Source organism: Amycolatopsis sp. WGS_07 (assembly GCF_045278895.1).
GTDB lineage: Bacteria > Actinomycetota > Actinomycetes > Mycobacteriales > Pseudonocardiaceae > Amycolatopsis.
On the sequence record NZ_CP136053.1, the window covers coordinates 7,373,883 to 7,388,190 of the forward strand.

16 protein-coding genes and 1 pseudogene are annotated in these 14,308 nt (G+C 66.7%); 16 read left to right on the forward strand and 1 reads right to left on the reverse strand.

The window, feature by feature from the left end; all coding sequences use genetic code 11:
- Positions 1–139 precede the first annotated feature (139 nt).
- Positions 140–985: an IclR family transcriptional regulator C-terminal domain-containing protein gene (locus RPX00_RS34640; protein ID WP_406631736.1), complete on the forward strand. Its 846-nt coding sequence runs from the start codon at positions 140–142 to the stop codon at positions 983–985.
- 194 nt (positions 986–1,179) lie between these two features.
- Here the strand turns inward: RPX00_RS34640 and RPX00_RS34645 are convergent, their stop codons facing one another.
- Positions 1,180–1,539, reverse strand: a complete 360-nt coding sequence (locus RPX00_RS34645; protein WP_406631737.1) for an ArsR/SmtB family transcription factor — start codon at positions 1,537–1,539, stop codon at positions 1,180–1,182.
- Positions 1,540–1,578: 39 nt separating this feature from the next.
- Between RPX00_RS34645 and RPX00_RS34650 the strand changes: the two genes are divergently transcribed.
- From RPX00_RS34650 to ccsA, 15 genes and pseudogenes are all read left to right on the forward strand, one after another.
- Positions 1,579–2,787, forward strand: coding sequence for an MFS transporter (locus RPX00_RS34650; RefSeq protein ID WP_406631738.1), 1,209 nt, complete (start codon positions 1,579–1,581; stop codon positions 2,785–2,787).
- 213 nt (positions 2,788–3,000) lie between these two features.
- Positions 3,001–3,534, forward strand: a complete 534-nt coding sequence (locus tag RPX00_RS34655) for a hypothetical protein (protein WP_406631739.1) — start codon at positions 3,001–3,003, stop codon at positions 3,532–3,534.
- Positions 3,531–4,697: an alpha/beta hydrolase gene (locus tag RPX00_RS34660; RefSeq protein WP_406631740.1), complete on the forward strand. Its 1,167-nt coding sequence runs from the start codon at positions 3,531–3,533 to the stop codon at positions 4,695–4,697. The genes RPX00_RS34655 and RPX00_RS34660 overlap by 4 nt, the downstream gene beginning before the upstream one ends.
- A gap of 372 nt (positions 4,698–5,069) precedes the next feature.
- Entirely contained in the window at positions 5,070–5,900 is an 831-nt protein-coding gene (locus tag RPX00_RS34665; protein ID WP_406631741.1) for a hypothetical protein, read from the forward strand.
- An 836-nt stretch (positions 5,901–6,736) separates the two neighbouring features.
- Positions 6,737–7,714 carry an immune inhibitor A domain-containing protein gene (locus tag RPX00_RS34670; RefSeq protein WP_406631742.1) on the forward strand — a complete coding sequence of 326 codons (978 nt, stop codon included), beginning with the start codon at positions 6,737–6,739 and terminating at the stop codon, positions 7,712–7,714.
- 9 nt (positions 7,715–7,723) lie between these two features.
- Positions 7,724–8,395, forward strand: a complete 672-nt coding sequence (locus RPX00_RS34675; RefSeq protein WP_406631743.1) for a hypothetical protein — start codon at positions 7,724–7,726, stop codon at positions 8,393–8,395.
- Between the two features lie 561 nt (positions 8,396–8,956).
- A pseudogene (locus tag RPX00_RS34680) lies at positions 8,957–9,145 on the forward strand (carboxymuconolactone decarboxylase); the annotation flags it as partial.
- Between the two features lie 65 nt (positions 9,146–9,210).
- Positions 9,211–9,543, forward strand: coding sequence for a hypothetical protein (locus RPX00_RS34685; protein WP_406631744.1), 333 nt, complete (start codon positions 9,211–9,213; stop codon positions 9,541–9,543).
- A 97-nt stretch (positions 9,544–9,640) separates the two neighbouring features.
- Complete coding sequence (locus RPX00_RS34690) at positions 9,641–10,000, forward strand: VOC family protein (RefSeq protein WP_406631745.1); 360 nt, start codon at positions 9,641–9,643, stop codon at positions 9,998–10,000.
- Between the two features lie 36 nt (positions 10,001–10,036).
- Positions 10,037–10,963: a hypothetical protein gene (locus RPX00_RS34695; protein ID WP_406631746.1), complete on the forward strand. Its 927-nt coding sequence runs from the start codon at positions 10,037–10,039 to the stop codon at positions 10,961–10,963.
- Positions 10,924–11,241 (forward strand): hypothetical protein, encoded by a 318-nt coding sequence (locus tag RPX00_RS34700; protein ID WP_406631747.1) that lies wholly within the window; start codon positions 10,924–10,926, stop codon positions 11,239–11,241. The genes RPX00_RS34695 and RPX00_RS34700 overlap by 40 nt, the downstream gene beginning before the upstream one ends.
- 96 nt (positions 11,242–11,337) lie before the next feature.
- Positions 11,338–12,204 carry a hypothetical protein gene (locus tag RPX00_RS34705; protein ID WP_406631748.1) on the forward strand — a complete coding sequence of 289 codons (867 nt, stop codon included), beginning with the start codon at positions 11,338–11,340 and terminating at the stop codon, positions 12,202–12,204.
- Positions 12,197–12,874, forward strand: coding sequence for an ATP-binding cassette domain-containing protein (locus RPX00_RS34710; RefSeq protein WP_406631749.1), 678 nt, complete (start codon positions 12,197–12,199; stop codon positions 12,872–12,874). The genes RPX00_RS34705 and RPX00_RS34710 overlap by 8 nt, the downstream gene beginning before the upstream one ends.
- 2 nt (positions 12,875–12,876) lie before the next feature.
- Positions 12,877–13,551, forward strand: coding sequence for a heme exporter protein CcmB (locus RPX00_RS34715; RefSeq protein ID WP_406643194.1), 675 nt, complete (start codon positions 12,877–12,879; stop codon positions 13,549–13,551).
- Position 13,552: 1 nt separating this feature from the next.
- Complete coding sequence (gene ccsA / locus RPX00_RS34720; protein ID WP_406631750.1) at positions 13,553–14,293, forward strand: cytochrome c biogenesis protein CcsA; 741 nt, start codon at positions 13,553–13,555, stop codon at positions 14,291–14,293.
- Positions 14,294–14,308: the final 15 nt, after the last annotated feature.

Genomic DNA, 14,308 nt, shown 5'->3' on the forward strand with positions numbered 1-14,308 from the left:
GGATGCGGAGAGTGACTAGCCGCTCCGGGTGGCGGGTGGTGTGAAGACTATGCGCGAGGCCTAAAAGTGTCAACCAGCGAACTTCTGTTCGTATAGCGATACAAAATGAGACCGGTGGCCTCCGGTAGGATCCGCTGCCGTGACGGCTACGAGGAGCGCGGGCGGCGGTCCGGGTCCCAGCGATCAGTACGTTCAGTCGCTGGTACGCGGGCTGAGCGTCATCCGGGCGTTCGACGAGGACCACCCGGAAATGACGCTGAGCGAGATCGCCGCGGCGACGTCGCTGACGCGGGCGACCGCGCGCCGCTTCCTCTCGACCCTCGTCGAGGTCGGCTACATGAAGTCGCACGGTCGCTGGTACTCGCTCACGCCGCGTGTTCTCGAGTTGGGCTTCAGCTACCTCTCGTCGCTGAGCCTGCCCGAAGTCGCGCAGCCTTATCTCGAGCAGCTGTCCCAGGAAATCGAAGAATCGAGTTCGGTTTCCGTGCTCGACGGGGCCGAAATCGTGTACGTCGCGCGCGCCACGATCCGTCGCATCATGAGCGTGACCATCAACATCGGCACCCGCCTTCCCGCGCACTGGACGGCGATGGGACGCGTCCTGCTGGCGGCGCAAGCCCCCGAGGACCTCAACGACTACCTCGAGACACTTCCGTCCGACGCCCCGACCGAACGGGCGATCACCGACCCGGAAGCGTTCCGTGCCGAGCTGAACCTGGTGCGAGAGCAGGGCTTCTCTCTTATCGACCAAGAAGTCCAAGAGGGGTTGCGATCGATCGCGGTGCCGATTTTCGGCCGCCGCCAGCATTCGATGAGTCGCAACTCGGACACACCGCCCCGGACCGTGATCGCAGCGGTCAACGTGTCCACCTCGGCGAGTTCGTTGTCGAGGGCGGACATCGTGGACCGCTTCCTCGCCCCGCTCCGGCGCACCTCGGCCGCAATAGCGGACGACCTGGAGGAGACGCGCCGCGGGCGGGGGTGAGCCTCGTTGTAGCGGCGCTTGGACACTGCTCGCAGAGGCGAAGCGACAGTAATCCTGCGCAGTAGCGCCATGCCAGCCAGGTCATCAATGTTCGGCCCAGCGCGCCGAATCACGCCTATTGGGGTTGTCGTGCCTGCAGACGTGCTGGGTATCGGTGCCGCCACGGTTGCGGGCAGCACCCGATGGATCCGGCTTCAGTCCTGAAGAAGCGGGGCGCGGTCAGGGGCGAGGAGGATGGCGTCCAGCAGACCCGGGAACCGGGATTCGATGTCGTCGCGGCGGACCCGGACGACGCGGCGGCGGCCTTCGACGACGGTCCGGGTGAGACCGGCTTCGCGCAGGACCCGGTAGTGGTGGGAGATTGTCGGGTTGCTCAGGCCGAGACCGGTTCGCTCCACCAGGATCGCGCAGTCGATCGGTTCCGGGGCTTGGTGCATCGCCCTCAGCAGCGCGCGCCTGCCCGGATCGGCGAGGGCGCTGAGGATGACCGTGAGATCGAACGAGTCGACGGACGGCTCGGGCAGGGTGCGCGGCACGGGTTGGGGCTCCTTCATGTTTTGACCGTCATCAAATCATAGTCTACGCTCCGCGATGTGACGATTCGACAATCATCGAATTCTGCACTGACCTGGCGGCTGGTGATCCTCGCCGTGGGCACGTTCGTGCTCGGCGTCGACGGGTTCGTGCTGCCTGGTCTGTTGCCCGAGATCTCCGCGAGCCTGTCGGTGAGCGTGGCCAGCGCGGGACAGCTCACGACCGTGTTCGCCGTCGCGTATGCGGTGGGATCCCCGGTCATCGCCACCCTTGCCGGACGTGCGGACCGCCGGATTGTGATCGGCGCGGGCATGGTCGCGTTCCTGGCCGGCATGGTGCTGCAGGCCGCTGGGCCGACCTACGGGATCGTGCTGGCGGGCCGCGTCGTCGCCGCGCTGGGGGCGGCTGCGTTCCAGGCCAACGCTTTCGCCGTGGCGGGGGTGCTCGCTCCGCCCGAACGCCGGTCCCGGGCGTTCGCGGTGATCGGCGCGGGCTCCAGCCTCGCCGCTGTCCTCGGGGTGCCGTTCGGCCTGCTGATCGGCCAGTTCTGGGGATGGCGCGGCACGTTGTGGACGATTGTGGCGCTCGCCGCGATCGCCGCGGTGCTGGCGGGGCTGTTCGTCCCGTCGATGACGCTGCCCGCCACCACGATGCGCGATCGGTTGGCGGTGCTGGTGAATCCGCGCATCGTCACGCTTCTCGCGGTGAGCGCGCTGGTGCTGGCGCCGTCGTTCCTGCTGACGGCGTACGCCTCCGCGGTGGTCGGGATCAGTTCGCCGGGCAGCGCGAACGCGATCCTGGTCGCGTTGCTGGTCTACGGCGCGGGATTCTTCCTCGGCAACCGGCTCGTCGGCAGGTTCGCCGACCGGTTCGCCGCGCTGTCGGTGATCGTGGCCGGACTGGTCGTCGTCGCGGTGGCCGCGGCGCTGCTCGCGGCGGTCCAGCACTGGTTCGTGCCCACGCTGGTCGCGCTGTTCGTGCTCGGCGTGATGGGTTCGTCGTTGTTCATCCCGCAGCAGAACCGGGTGTTCGTGGCGGGCGGAGACGTCGCGGCGGTCGCGCTGAGCCTCAACGGGTCGATGAATTACGTCGGCACCGCGATCGGCGCGGGGATCGGCGGAGTCGTGCTCGCGAACGCGGGCCCGCTGTGGCTGGGTCCCGCGGCCGCGATCCTGGCCGTCCTGGTCATCGGCGTCGCCCTGGCCACCGCGCCGGAACGCCGGAGCCGGAAGACCGAAGCCGGCGTGAGCGCAGCGGCCTCGAACTAAAGGAAAGAAACCACTTCAACGCGAGAGAATCTTGGTGGCAGTGATTTCGAAGGCGGCGACGGTGTGAATAATTCATGCACTATTCGTTGCATACCGCACATGACAGACGGCACGCGGTCTAGGTATTGTCTCGTGAATCCTCGGTGATCCGCCTGTCGGCTACACCCTGTCGGCAACGGGCAAGGAGTCCGTTTCGCCAATTTGGGAGCGTATGTGAAGATCTCTGCGAGAACATTCCTCGGCGCCCTGGCAGTCAGCGTATTATCGGGTTCGCTGACTTTCGTTTCGAATACTCCGGCCAGTGCCGACGGAGACGTCCCCGTCCTGGCGGAAAGATATCTCGACCAGCAGATCGCTTGGGGTGATTGCCCTGGGCTGAGTAAGACATTGGCGGCGATGGCTCCGACGCCGATCCGGCAGAAATGCGGGACTTTCACCGCGCCCAAAGATTACTTTCATCAGGATCTGGGCGATATTAAGGTCGGAATTACCCAGGTTGCCCGCGACGATGATTTCGGCCCGAAGCGGGAGCTGTTCCTCAACCCTGGGGGACCGGGCGCGGCCGGCTTCCCTTTCCCGGCGAGTACCGCGATCAAGCAACCGCAGTTGCTGCTCGACCATGATTTCGTGGCGGTGGATCCACGGGGGACCGGGTTGGGTACGCGGGTCGATTGCGATGGAGGGAGCCGTCGGCCGACTCGCGAGACCTGTCCGACGCGGCGATCGCCAAAGCGCGTGCGAACGTGAAGAAGTGGGTCGCCGGCTGCGCGGCGAAGCACGGCGACCTCTTGCCCTATCTGACCACTGAGCAGACGGTCCGGGATATGGATCTGGGGAGAGCGCTGCTGGGCGCGCGAACCATCGACTACCAGGGCACCTCTGCCGGAACGTGGCTCGGCGCCCAATATCAGAAATTCTTCCCGGAGCGAGCGGGCCGGTTCGTCCTGGATTCCAACGCCCAGTTCTCTGACGGCTGGCAAACCACCTTCGAGCTGCAGCCGATGGCGATGCAGCGGCGGTGGGAAAAGCAGCTCCTTCCGTGGCTGTCCCGGCATGACTCGAAGTATCATCTCGGCGATACACCGGAAAAGGTCAACGAAACCTATGAGGCGATTCGCGCGGCCTCCGGAAGCGGCAAGCTCGGCCGCCTGACGCCAGATCAGCTTGACGCGGCCGTGGCGGCCTCGCTGTACAGCTCGTCGTCCTTTACGGAGGTGGCGGGGAAACTGCATGAGCTGGATCAGGCAGTGCGGAGCGGAAAGCCGGTGGACGACGGCGGTTCCTTGCTTTCCTGGATCTTCGACACCGTGAAGAAGTTCTTCCCCGAAAACGACCCACCGGCCAAGTCCGATACCGTGTTCACTGCGATCACCTGCAACGACACCGCCTGGCGCGGCGAGGACTACTGGGTCGATTTCGCCAGGAAGCAGGCCGGCAGCAATTCGCTGCTCGGTTCCGGATTCGCCGTTCAGCCCTGTAATTACTGGCCGTACCAGCCGGTCGGCCTGACGCCGGTGACCGGCCGAACCGCGCCAGGCGCGCTCATGCTGCAAGACACGCTCGACCCCGCGACCGCCTACGAGGGAGCCGTCGCCGCGCACCGGAGCAACCCCGCGACCCGCATGGTGACCGTGATCAACGCGGGAGACCACGGCGTGGCCGGAAGTAACACATGCGCTGATGCCGCGGTAAATCGATACCTGCAACAAGGGGTGCTCCCCGGGAACGACGTGGTCTGCCAGGGCACGCCCATGGTGAACGAGGACCGCGTGTACGAAGCAGGACCACAGCTGGCGGATGCTCAGCCAGCCGTGGACAGCAGCCGGGTGCCCAATGCGGCGCAATATGTCAATGCGCTGCTGATGGCGATCTCGACCCGAACCTGGAGTCAGATCATCCCCGCTGGTTGAGCGGTCTCGGTCAGGCGAGAGAAGGGGGAGCTTCCCGCGCGGCCGGTACTGGCGGAAGCCCGGCACGGCAGGAGGGCGGGCGAAGGTCCTGGACGAAACCGATGACATAACCCAGTCCGTCTGGTGCCTCGTACTGACTTGGCTGCAGACATTGATCTTCGCCGACGACGTTAAAGGTGTTTCTAGCTCACTATAATTGCATGATTATTTCATGTCGGTGATCTTACTTATTCATTGTTCGATGGGTGATCTTCGGGGAATATATTGCTCATTGCGCGGGAGGTCGGTCACGATGTTTTCCGACCGTAACGGAGTGGATTCGCGCGTCGCGGTTCGTCAATCGTCGACCGGGTGACCTTAAGGATGATGTTCATGCGATTGAGACAGATCGTCGCGCTCTCCGCGACAGCGGGTCTGATGGGAGCCGGACTGGTAGCGGGAACCGCGGGCGTGGCGGCCGCCGCGCAGGCCACTCCCAGTGCCTACGGATACATCGCCGGCGCGTCTGGAAGTCTTCCTTTGGGGTACTGGCCGAGCGGGGCGAACATCCTGTCCGCCGCGGCGCCAGCGGCACCGGAGTCCGATCCTGGCGCCAAGGTTCCTGGGAACGCGATAAAGTCAGTGTCGATCCCCGTCGGCGACATCAACCTTCTGCTGGAAGGCGACGGCGTCGGCGGGGGTGCGCTGGCGGTCGACACCACGGCAAACCCGGCCACGGGCGTGTCGACCGCGAAGGCGGCCGCCTTGACCGCGCGAATTGACGTGAAGCTGACGGCGGGAAAGATCATCGATTCGATTATCGGCGGGGTCCCTGACGGCGTGGGCAAGAGATTGTTGTTGGCGGCGAAGGCTGCTGCGTACGATGTTGAAGCAAGTGCGAAATTCTCTTTGTCTGGACTTGGCGCGAGCTGTCAGTCGGGTCCGGCCGGTACGCCGGCTGCCGCCGAAGTGTCCCGCCTGAAGGTCGATGCCGAAATCTCCATCGCGGGGTGGCCCCCGTTCTCGCCGGTGCATATTAATCAGCCCCTGGCCGGCAAGGGTTTCGACGTGCCGGGAATTATTACCGTTGGTACAAGTGTGGTGAACAACCTCCCCGATGGGGGCATCTCGGCCGATGCGGCCTCGGTCAGCGTGGCGGGCAAGGCATTCAATCTGGGCCATGTCGAGTGCCATCCGGGAGTCTTGGCGGATGGCCAAGAGTGACGTTCTCGGCTGCTGGAGGCGGCGCGGCTTTGAGTGCCTCACCCCGCTTCGGTCACGACACCCCGTCCGGACCTGTTGCGTCGCTGAGCACCCGTGCCGCGCTGCCGTTCGCGGCAGTCGACCGAAGGGGTCCCGCGGCGGTCCATTGGCGCTCGACTCCGGGTTGTCAGCTGGCACGAGCCGAGCACCCTGAATAAATCATCAGGCAATCGTCCGCATGCCATGACCGTCGAATGAACAATTGCACCTGCTTGCCCGGCCAGCGTCCCGGACCTTGACAGTCGGCGTTGCTCAAGGTTTCCGGATTCCTCCAGTAGTGCAAGATTTGTTCGACGTCGCAGGCATCCTGGCTGCTGAAGCTGTTCGGCAAGGAAGCTGAACTTTCGCGGACGGAATGCTTCGCCGGTTATTTCGCCACCTTCTCCGGAAGGAATTCACTCGACAAGGCGGACCGGCTTATTCCGGAATTGCACGCGTAGTTTCACGGCCGGTCGCGACCTAACGGCGGGTACTCCGACAGAGGAGAGCGGATGAACGTGAGCAAGAGACGGTTTGGGGTCAAGATCACCGCTGGTGTAGCGGGACTGCTGGCAGTCGGGATGCTGGTCGGCGACGGGGTTCTGATCGATCGGGTCGTACCCCAGGCCGGCGGGCAGCCGGGTGCGGCCCGTGCTGATGGCCCGGTGCCGCACAGTGCGGAAACGCCGCGGCAGCAGGACGGCCGGTCGGTCCTGCCGGAACCGACTGCGATACCGAGAAAGCCTGACATCCCGAGACCGTCCACGAGGCACGAGACCACCGCGACGGGGGTGAGCAGCACGGCAGACTATGCCGCAATGGACGACCGGCCATCGCCTGCCGAACAGGTGCGACGTCAGGCCGCCGCCGACAATGTGGAACACGAGCTGTCGGCACTCGCCGACAACCCCGCGGGGCACCGGTCCGCTCCGTCCGGCTCGGCCGATGCGGCTCCCGGTACGGCGGACTCGTTGAAGGCTGTCGGGACACAGAAGGTGTTCGTGCTGGCCGTCGAGTTCGGCGACGACACGAGCCCCGCCATCGGCGGCCCGGCCGGCCCGGTGCACAACCAGATTCCCCGCCCGGACCCGAAGAAGGACAACTCGACTTACTGGGTCCCGGATTTCAATCGGCAGCACTACCAGGACCTGTTCTTCGGCGACCGGACTCCTTCCTTCAAGGATTTCTACCGCCAGCAGTCGCAGGGCCGTTTCGACGTGACCGGTTCGGTGACCGATTGGATCAAGCTCCCGCACAGCGAGGCCTATTACAACAACGTCGACGGCGGAATGCTGGACGAACTCATCGCCGACGGCATGAATGGATGGATCGCCAACCGCAAGGCCGCCAAGTGGTCCGACTCCCAGATCAAGGCCGAGCTGGCCACGTTCGACACGTGGAGTCGCGCTTCCCGCAAGGACAAGCCGGACGGCCAGATCGACCACCTGACGATCATCCACGCCGGGATCGGAGCCGAGGCGACCGGAGCCAAACCCGATCAGACGGACGACCCCCGGCTCCGCGACAACATCTGGTCGCACCGCTCGAGTCCGCTGGATCCGGTGGACGTCGGCAACACCGGGCTCAGCGTCGCCGACTACACCATCGAGCCGGAGAACGCCGGGGTCGGTGTCATCGCGCACGAATTCGGCCATGACCTCGGTCTGCCCGACCTCTACGACACAGTTGGCGAGACCAACAACACCGCGGGCTTCTGGTCCGTCATGGACAAAGGATCGTGGCTCTCCGATTCGGACAACGCCACGGGCACGGCACCGGCCGGATTCGGGCCATAGGAGAAGCTCATGCTCGGCTGGGTCGACTACACGGCCGTCCGCTACGGGGAGGGAGGCGATGTCTCCTTGGACGCATCGAACGCGAAACAGGGCGACAACTCGCAGGCACTGGTCGTCATCCTGCCGAAAGGCCCGGACGGCAAGGGTCGCTATTACCTGGCGGAGAACCGGCGTTATGCCGGATACAATTCCGACCTGCGCAGAGCATATTTCCGCAGCGATCCCGACAGCTCAATCGTGCAGCGCTTCGGCTACCAGCCCGGGATGCTGTTGTGGTATTGGAACCGGTCCTACACCGACAACAGGATGGCTGAGCATCCAGGGGCCGGGCAGGTGATCCCCATCGACGCCCACCCCGACCAGATCTCGTCGGACGACGGCCGTGAGGCCAGCGTCGGCGTGCAGATGTACGACGCCACCTTCACGTTGACCCCAACGCCCGCGCTGGACCTGCGGTGGTCGAACCGAAACGAGGACAACATCAAGTATCAAGCCAAAATTTCCGCACCGTCGGCTCCCGCGCAACCGGCCTTCGACGATCGCCTCTGGGCAGCGAAGAAGCTGCCGGGAACCGCGGTGAAGGTGCCGGACACCGGCACGAGCATCACACTGGCTGGTGAAGCGCTCGATGGCGGCACTGTCACGGTCCGGCTCGTCTTCACGAAGCCATCAGCGGAATAGCCGACGAGGGCGAACGCCATCGGCCCCAGGACCGTCACCGGGAGCCACGGGCCGTCCGGAGATGCCGGGCCGCGCGGTGGGGGATGCCAGCCACGAGCTGGCCCCTCCGCACGGTCCGGCTGTCTGGTCGCGGCAGGTGTGCAGACAGCACGAGCCGTGAGGTTGCTCCTGGCCAGGGAGTTCGTGGCCGCCAGGCCCGGCATGACTGGCACCCCCAGTCGAACCGATAATTCGAGCGCCGTGTCACCGGGCCTGGCGGTGACAAAGGACCGCTGACAGACCTCCGATTTTGCTAGCGGTTCTGCAGGCAGTGTGGCGGGTTGGCGTAAGGCTCGGGTTTCGTCGTAGGTCTGTCCTGTTTGGAGGCAATGGTCAGAGCTGACCGAGCGTGCGGTTGAACAGGTGTCGCAGGGTGGTGGGGTGGCGGCGATGAAGGCCCAGAGCCAGCCGACGGCGGTCGTTCTTGATGCGCAGGTGGGCGACGGAGATCGGTCGTCCGGACGCGCGGGTGACGGGTCCGGCGCAGGTCTTGAGCGCATGGGCGTCGGAGAACTGGCTGCCGTCGTCGCCGAGAGGACTGCTGGCGCGACAGACCTGGAGATCCACGACACGGTGCTGATCGCCGCGGCCTTCTGCATGTTCAACCGCTACGTCGACGGCCTTGCGACGTTCGCGCCGAGTGATCCGGCCCCGTACGCGGACCAGGCGAGGAAAATCGTCAATCACGGCTACCTCGCGATCAGCCGCTGAAGCAGCGCCGTCGATCGCCGGTGCCGCCGGTGGCGCACCCCGGTGCGAAGTGACACAGTTTCCCCATGGCCACAGACGAAGACCGGATCACCGCGGCGCGCGCCGAATTCGACGATCTCGAGGAGAGGATGTCGCAGCACGGGAGCGTGCGCGGCACTCTGTTCGGCAAACCGTGCCTCAAGGTCGGCACCAAGGCCTACGCGTGCCAATTCCGGGACGGCGTCGCCTTCAAGCTTCCGCCGGATCCGCACGCGGCCGCGCTGAAGCTGACCGGTGCGGAACTGTTCGATCCTTCAGGAAAGGGACGCCCGATGAAGGAATGGGTGCAAATTCCGGTGCGGCACGCGAAAAAATGGCCGGAATTGGCACTGCAGGCTCTGGAACACGTCGGCGGGTGAGCGCCGGGCAACACCGCAATCCCTGACAGGTTTCGCGAGGGCCGAACTGTCACACTCGTCGTGGTCGAGGGCGCCACACAGGGAGGGCTGAGCGGCGATGCCACACCCGTTCGGGTACATGCAGCTGGCGACGACGGACATCGAGAAGTCCCGGCAGTTCTACGGCGAGCTGTTCGACTGGCAGCTCACGCCGACCGGCGACGACGACCATCCCTACGTCGAGATCCAGAGCGGCGAAGGCCCTCCGATCGGCGGCATCATGCCGTCCGCGCCGCAGGCGCCGCCGATGTGGGTTCCCTATGTCCAGGTGGCCGGAGTCGAGCCGTTCGTCGCCCAGGCCCGGAAGCTGGGCGGCGCGGTGCTCCGGGAACCCGCCGAACTGCCTGACCACAGCTGGTACGCCGTCCTCGCCGATCCCACCGGCGCTCCCTTCGCCCTGCACGGGCCGAGGAGCTGAACCAGACAGCCACGTCCGAACGCCAGGGGAGGGGAAATGGCATCTCGTCGCGCCGCGTTCATGGTCACGCTCACGGGTCTGGCCGCCCTCGGTGCCGGGCTGCTGGCCGGCAGTGCGGGTTCGGTGCGGGCTGAGCGCCCGGATCCGGCTTCGGGTGCGCGCCCCGCGGCCGCGGACCTGCTCGCCCGCGGTCGGTATCTGGCGACCATCGGCGTGTGCGAAGCCTGCCACACTCCGCCGAAGGTGCCCGCTCAGCCTCCGCCGCCCGGCGACGAGCAGGGGATCGCCCGGGAGCGCGAGTTCCGGACGAATCCCGACTGGAAGAAGTACCTCGACGAGACCAGGGTCGACGCGGGCGGCGTTCCGTTCATCCTCCGGTTCTCCCCGACCAGCAGCGGAGTCGTGTACAGCCGCAACATCACGCCGGACGTCGCGACCGGGATCGGCCGATGGTCGGTCGACGACATCGTGAAGGCGCTGCGCACCGGCGAGACGCCGGACGGCCGCGTGCTGTTCCTGTTCGCTCCGCACACGTTCTTCGCGAATCTCGCCGATTCCGACGCCAGGGCGCTGGCGGTCTACCTCAAGAGCTTGCCGCCGGTGAACAACCGGATCCCGGACCGGCAGTTGCCGTTCCCTCCCCAGCCCGCCGCTCCGGTGCCCCATCCGGCGGACCCGCCCACCGGACCGTCGCCCGCCCGTGCCGAGTACTTGCTCGCCGCGGTCGTCGGCTGCAAAGAATGCCATTCGCACCACGAAAACGGCGTTCTGCAGGAGTTCACGGGCGGCGACCCCAAGGACGCCTTCGTCGGCGTGTTCCGGCTCGGGTCCGATCTGCCGCTGCGGACCAGCGAGAAGGGGCTGGCCGCCTTCCCCTACCCGGGGAACGCGGTGCTGTACGGGGAAACCTCACGAAGTTCGGAGTGGACGGCCCGAGCCGTGACACGTCGGTGTTCGAGCTGATGCGCGCGATGCGCCGCGGGATCGCGGTGGAGCCGGACCAGTACGGCAGGCCGCGCCCGCTCGAGCACATCATGCTCTGGCAGTTCTACTCTCAGATGAGCGCCTCCGACGCCTATTCCATCGCGGCGCTGGTCAAGCGATTGCATTACGTCCCGCACGACGTTCCGCAGGGCCCGATCCGTTTCGGCGAGGACTGGCGCGCGGCCTTCAAGCAGGTGTACGGCACCGAACCGTCTCAGCACGACGCGGAGATCTTCGGCAAGACGCTGCCCAAATAAGCGTTCAGGGCAGCAATTTCGGAGCCGGCGCGGAAACGCGCCGTCCGGGAAACGCGGAAGAAACCGCCGACAGAAGACAATCCAGAAGGGGGAATCATGGCAGATTCCGCAGCGACCGGCGGCGGATCGTACGCGGAACTCGTTTCGCGGTACCACGCGCTGAGCGAGGAACACGACGAACTCGTCCGCCAGATGGGGGACCAGATCAAGCCTTTTCCCGCGGCGGGAATCGACGGTTTCCTCAGCCACTTCATCATTTCGCTGGAGATCCAGCAGGGCGATCTGGCCGGTCAGGCCGTCAATTTCACGATGCCGCCCGCGACGCAGACGGTCTCGAGGTCCGAGCCGTTCGTGTACCGGCCCGGCGGGGAAAACCGGGCCGACATCCCGCTGCCGGAGGGATGCACCCTGCCCTCGGTCATCCGGGAGGAGGACTTCCTCACCCGGCCCGAAGGCTACTTCGACCCGGGCCGCCAAGTCGTCTGGATGCAGATCCTGAACCTGGACGCACGGGTGGAGCACGAGGTGCTGGGCCCGGTCCGGATCATTCTCGGGGAGACGCTCAAGCGCGAGTACCCCGACGTTTTCCAGCCCTCGCTCGGGATCGCGCAGGCGCTCGGGCGCCGCGGCGGGTTCCCCGCCTCGCTGTTCTTCAACCCCTACGCGCTGATCGAAACCCAGTTCGGGGCGTTCCGGGCGATCCACGGAACGCTGGCGTACGGCCGCGTCACCGACTTCCCGCCGGTCGGCACTCCGGTCAGCATCCGGGACTGCATCCCGCTGGAGAACGTCGAGGACGTCCGCCGGGCAGGTGTGCCGCGCACCGCGCACGAGTCCATCGAGCCGTTCGCGCGGCTGATCGCGTTGTCCCACCCGATCGACGTGCCCATGCAGGTTTCCGGCACCGAGGCGTTCCAGTTCGTCGAGAGGGGTATCGCGCGCTCCGGTTCCGCCGGTGACTAGCCCTCCCGCGGTTTCGCTTGCCGGGGTCACCCGCTTGTTCGGGCCGGTCCCGGCCCTGCTTCGCGTCGGGTTGCGCATCGAGCGGGGCGAGTTCGTCTTGCTGCGCGGCCCGAACGGGGCGGGGAAGAGCACCTTGCTGCGGCTGCTGGGCACGGCCATCTCGCCGACTTTCGGCACCGGTGCCGTGCTGGGGTTCGACCTGGTGCGGGAGCGGCCCGCGATCCGCGCCCGCACCGAGCTGCTCGGGCATCGGGCGCGGCTGTACGACGAGCTGACCGCGGAGGAGAACCTCCGGTTCGTGTGCCGGCTCCACGGCATCAGCTCCGCGAAAGTCACCGCCGCGCTCGAACGGGTCGGGATGGCGAGGACAGCCGGCGAGCGGGTGCACGGCTTCTCTCCGGGCATGCGGCAGCGGCTCGCGCTGGCGCGGCTGCTGGTGCGTGCTCCGGAGCTGCTGCTGCTCGACGAGCCTTTCGCGGCGTGCGATCAGGAAGCGAAGCAACTGGTCGAGGACATCGTGGGCGAGGCTCGGCTCGCCGGGCGGACCGTCGTGCTGGCCACTCACGACAGTGAGCGTCCGTTGTTGCCTGACCGAGTCCTGCGGTTGGCCGCTGGCAGCGTGAACGACTCGGCGGGCACGCCGGTTACCGCGGCGACGGAGGGACGGTGACGATGGGCGCGCCGTCGGCCGTCGCGGTGATCGCGGCCAAGGATCTGCGCGTCGAACTGCGGGCACGGCACGCGACCGTGCTCGTCGGACCGTTCGTGGCGACGCTGGTGGTCTCTTTCGGACTGTCGCTCGGGCCTGGCGGGGCGGCCGTGGAGCGGCTGGCTCCCGGCCTGCTGTGGCTCGCTGCGCTGTTCGGCGCGGTGCTGCTGTGCCGCCGCGCGTACGAAGCCGAGTTCGACGACGACGCGATACTGGGCCTGCTGCTTTCCCCCAGGCCGAATTCGGTGCTCTACCTCGGCAAGGCGATCGCCATCGCAATTCAGCTCGCGGTGCTGGAGTCCGGAGTTTTCGGACTCGTCGCGGTGCTGTACGGGTTGCCCGCCGCGTCTTCGCCGGGTGGGCTGGCCGCGGCGTTGCTGCTCGGCGCCCTCGGGATGGGCGGACTGGGCGCGCTCCTCGGAGCGGTGTCGGGCGCGGCGCGGACCCGCGAGTCAGTGCTGCCGCTGCTCGTCTTCCCGCTGTCGGTTCCGATGCTGATCGCGGGCGCGAAGGCGACCGCGCTCGCGTTGTACGGCCCGACCGGCGAACTCGGCCGCTGGCTGGGATTGCTGTTCGTCGTGGCCTTGGTGTTCTGGGCGGCGGGCACTCTGCTGTTCGACTACATGGTGGAGGACTGAGATGCGGAGGGCGCGCCGGGCCGTCGGAAGGCTGACGAGCGAACGCGGGCGCCGCGTGCTCGGCTGGACGGCGGCCGTCTGCCTGGTGCTCAGTGCCGTGCTCTCGCTGGTGGTCGTGCCCGCCGATGCCGAGCAGGGCGTGGTTCAGCGGCTGATGTACGTGCACGTGCCCACTGCCTGGATCGCCTATCTGGCGTTCGCGGTCGTGTTCGCCGCGAGCGTGGCCTATCTGCGGACCAGGCGGACGCGCTGGGACCGCCTCGCCGAGGCATCGGCTGAGATCGGCGTCGTGTTCACCGCGCTGACCATCGTCCTCGGCGCGATCTGGGGCCGTCCGACCTGGGGCGTGTGGTGGACCTGGGATCCGCGGCTGACCACCACCGCGATCCTGTTCCTGATCTACCTCGGCTACCTCGCGGTGCGGCGGCTGCCGGAAAACCCCGCGCGCGCCTACCGCTGGGCGGCGGTGATCGGGGTGCTGAGCTTTCTGGACGTGCCCGTCGTGCACCTGTCCGTGCTGTGGTGGCGCGGGCTGCACCAGCCGCCGTCGGTGCTCCGGGTGCAAGGGCCGGTCGTCGCGCCGTCGATGCTGTTCGCTCTCGGGTTCGCGGTCGCCGCGTTCACTCTCGCTTACCTCTGGCTGCTGGCGACGCGCATGCACTTGCGCCGGGTCGAGGAGCGGGCGCGCTCGGACCTGCTGCGCGAGCCGGTGGCGCGGGTGGGGAAGGAGGCGCCGAATTGAGCTACGCAGTGGCCG

Excerpts from the sequence above, each read along its gene's own strand:
- ccsA (WP_406631750.1), top strand. The coding sequence starts at position 13,553 with ATGCGGAGGGCGCGCCGGGCCGTCGGAAGGCTGACGAGCGAACGCGGG.
- RPX00_RS34715 (WP_406643194.1), top strand. The coding sequence starts at position 12,877 with ATGGGCGCGCCGTCGGCCGTCGCGGTGATCGCGGCCAAGGATCTGCGC.
- RPX00_RS34685 (WP_406631744.1), top strand. The coding sequence starts at position 9,211 with ATGGCCACAGACGAAGACCGGATCACCGCGGCGCGCGCCGAATTCGAC.
- RPX00_RS34695 (WP_406631746.1), top strand. The coding sequence starts at position 10,037 with ATGGCATCTCGTCGCGCCGCGTTCATGGTCACGCTCACGGGTCTGGCC.
- RPX00_RS34675 (WP_406631743.1), top strand. The coding sequence starts at position 7,724 with ATGCTCGGCTGGGTCGACTACACGGCCGTCCGCTACGGGGAGGGAGGC.
- RPX00_RS34670 (WP_406631742.1), top strand. The coding sequence starts at position 6,737 with ATGGACGACCGGCCATCGCCTGCCGAACAGGTGCGACGTCAGGCCGCC.
- RPX00_RS34690 (WP_406631745.1), top strand. The coding sequence starts at position 9,641 with ATGCCACACCCGTTCGGGTACATGCAGCTGGCGACGACGGACATCGAG.
- RPX00_RS34665 (WP_406631741.1), top strand. The coding sequence starts at position 5,070 with ATGCGATTGAGACAGATCGTCGCGCTCTCCGCGACAGCGGGTCTGATG.
- RPX00_RS34705 (WP_406631748.1), top strand. The coding sequence starts at position 11,338 with ATGGCAGATTCCGCAGCGACCGGCGGCGGATCGTACGCGGAACTCGTT.
- RPX00_RS34645 (WP_406631737.1), bottom strand. The coding sequence starts at position 1,539 with ATGAAGGAGCCCCAACCCGTGCCGCGCACCCTGCCCGAGCCGTCCGTC.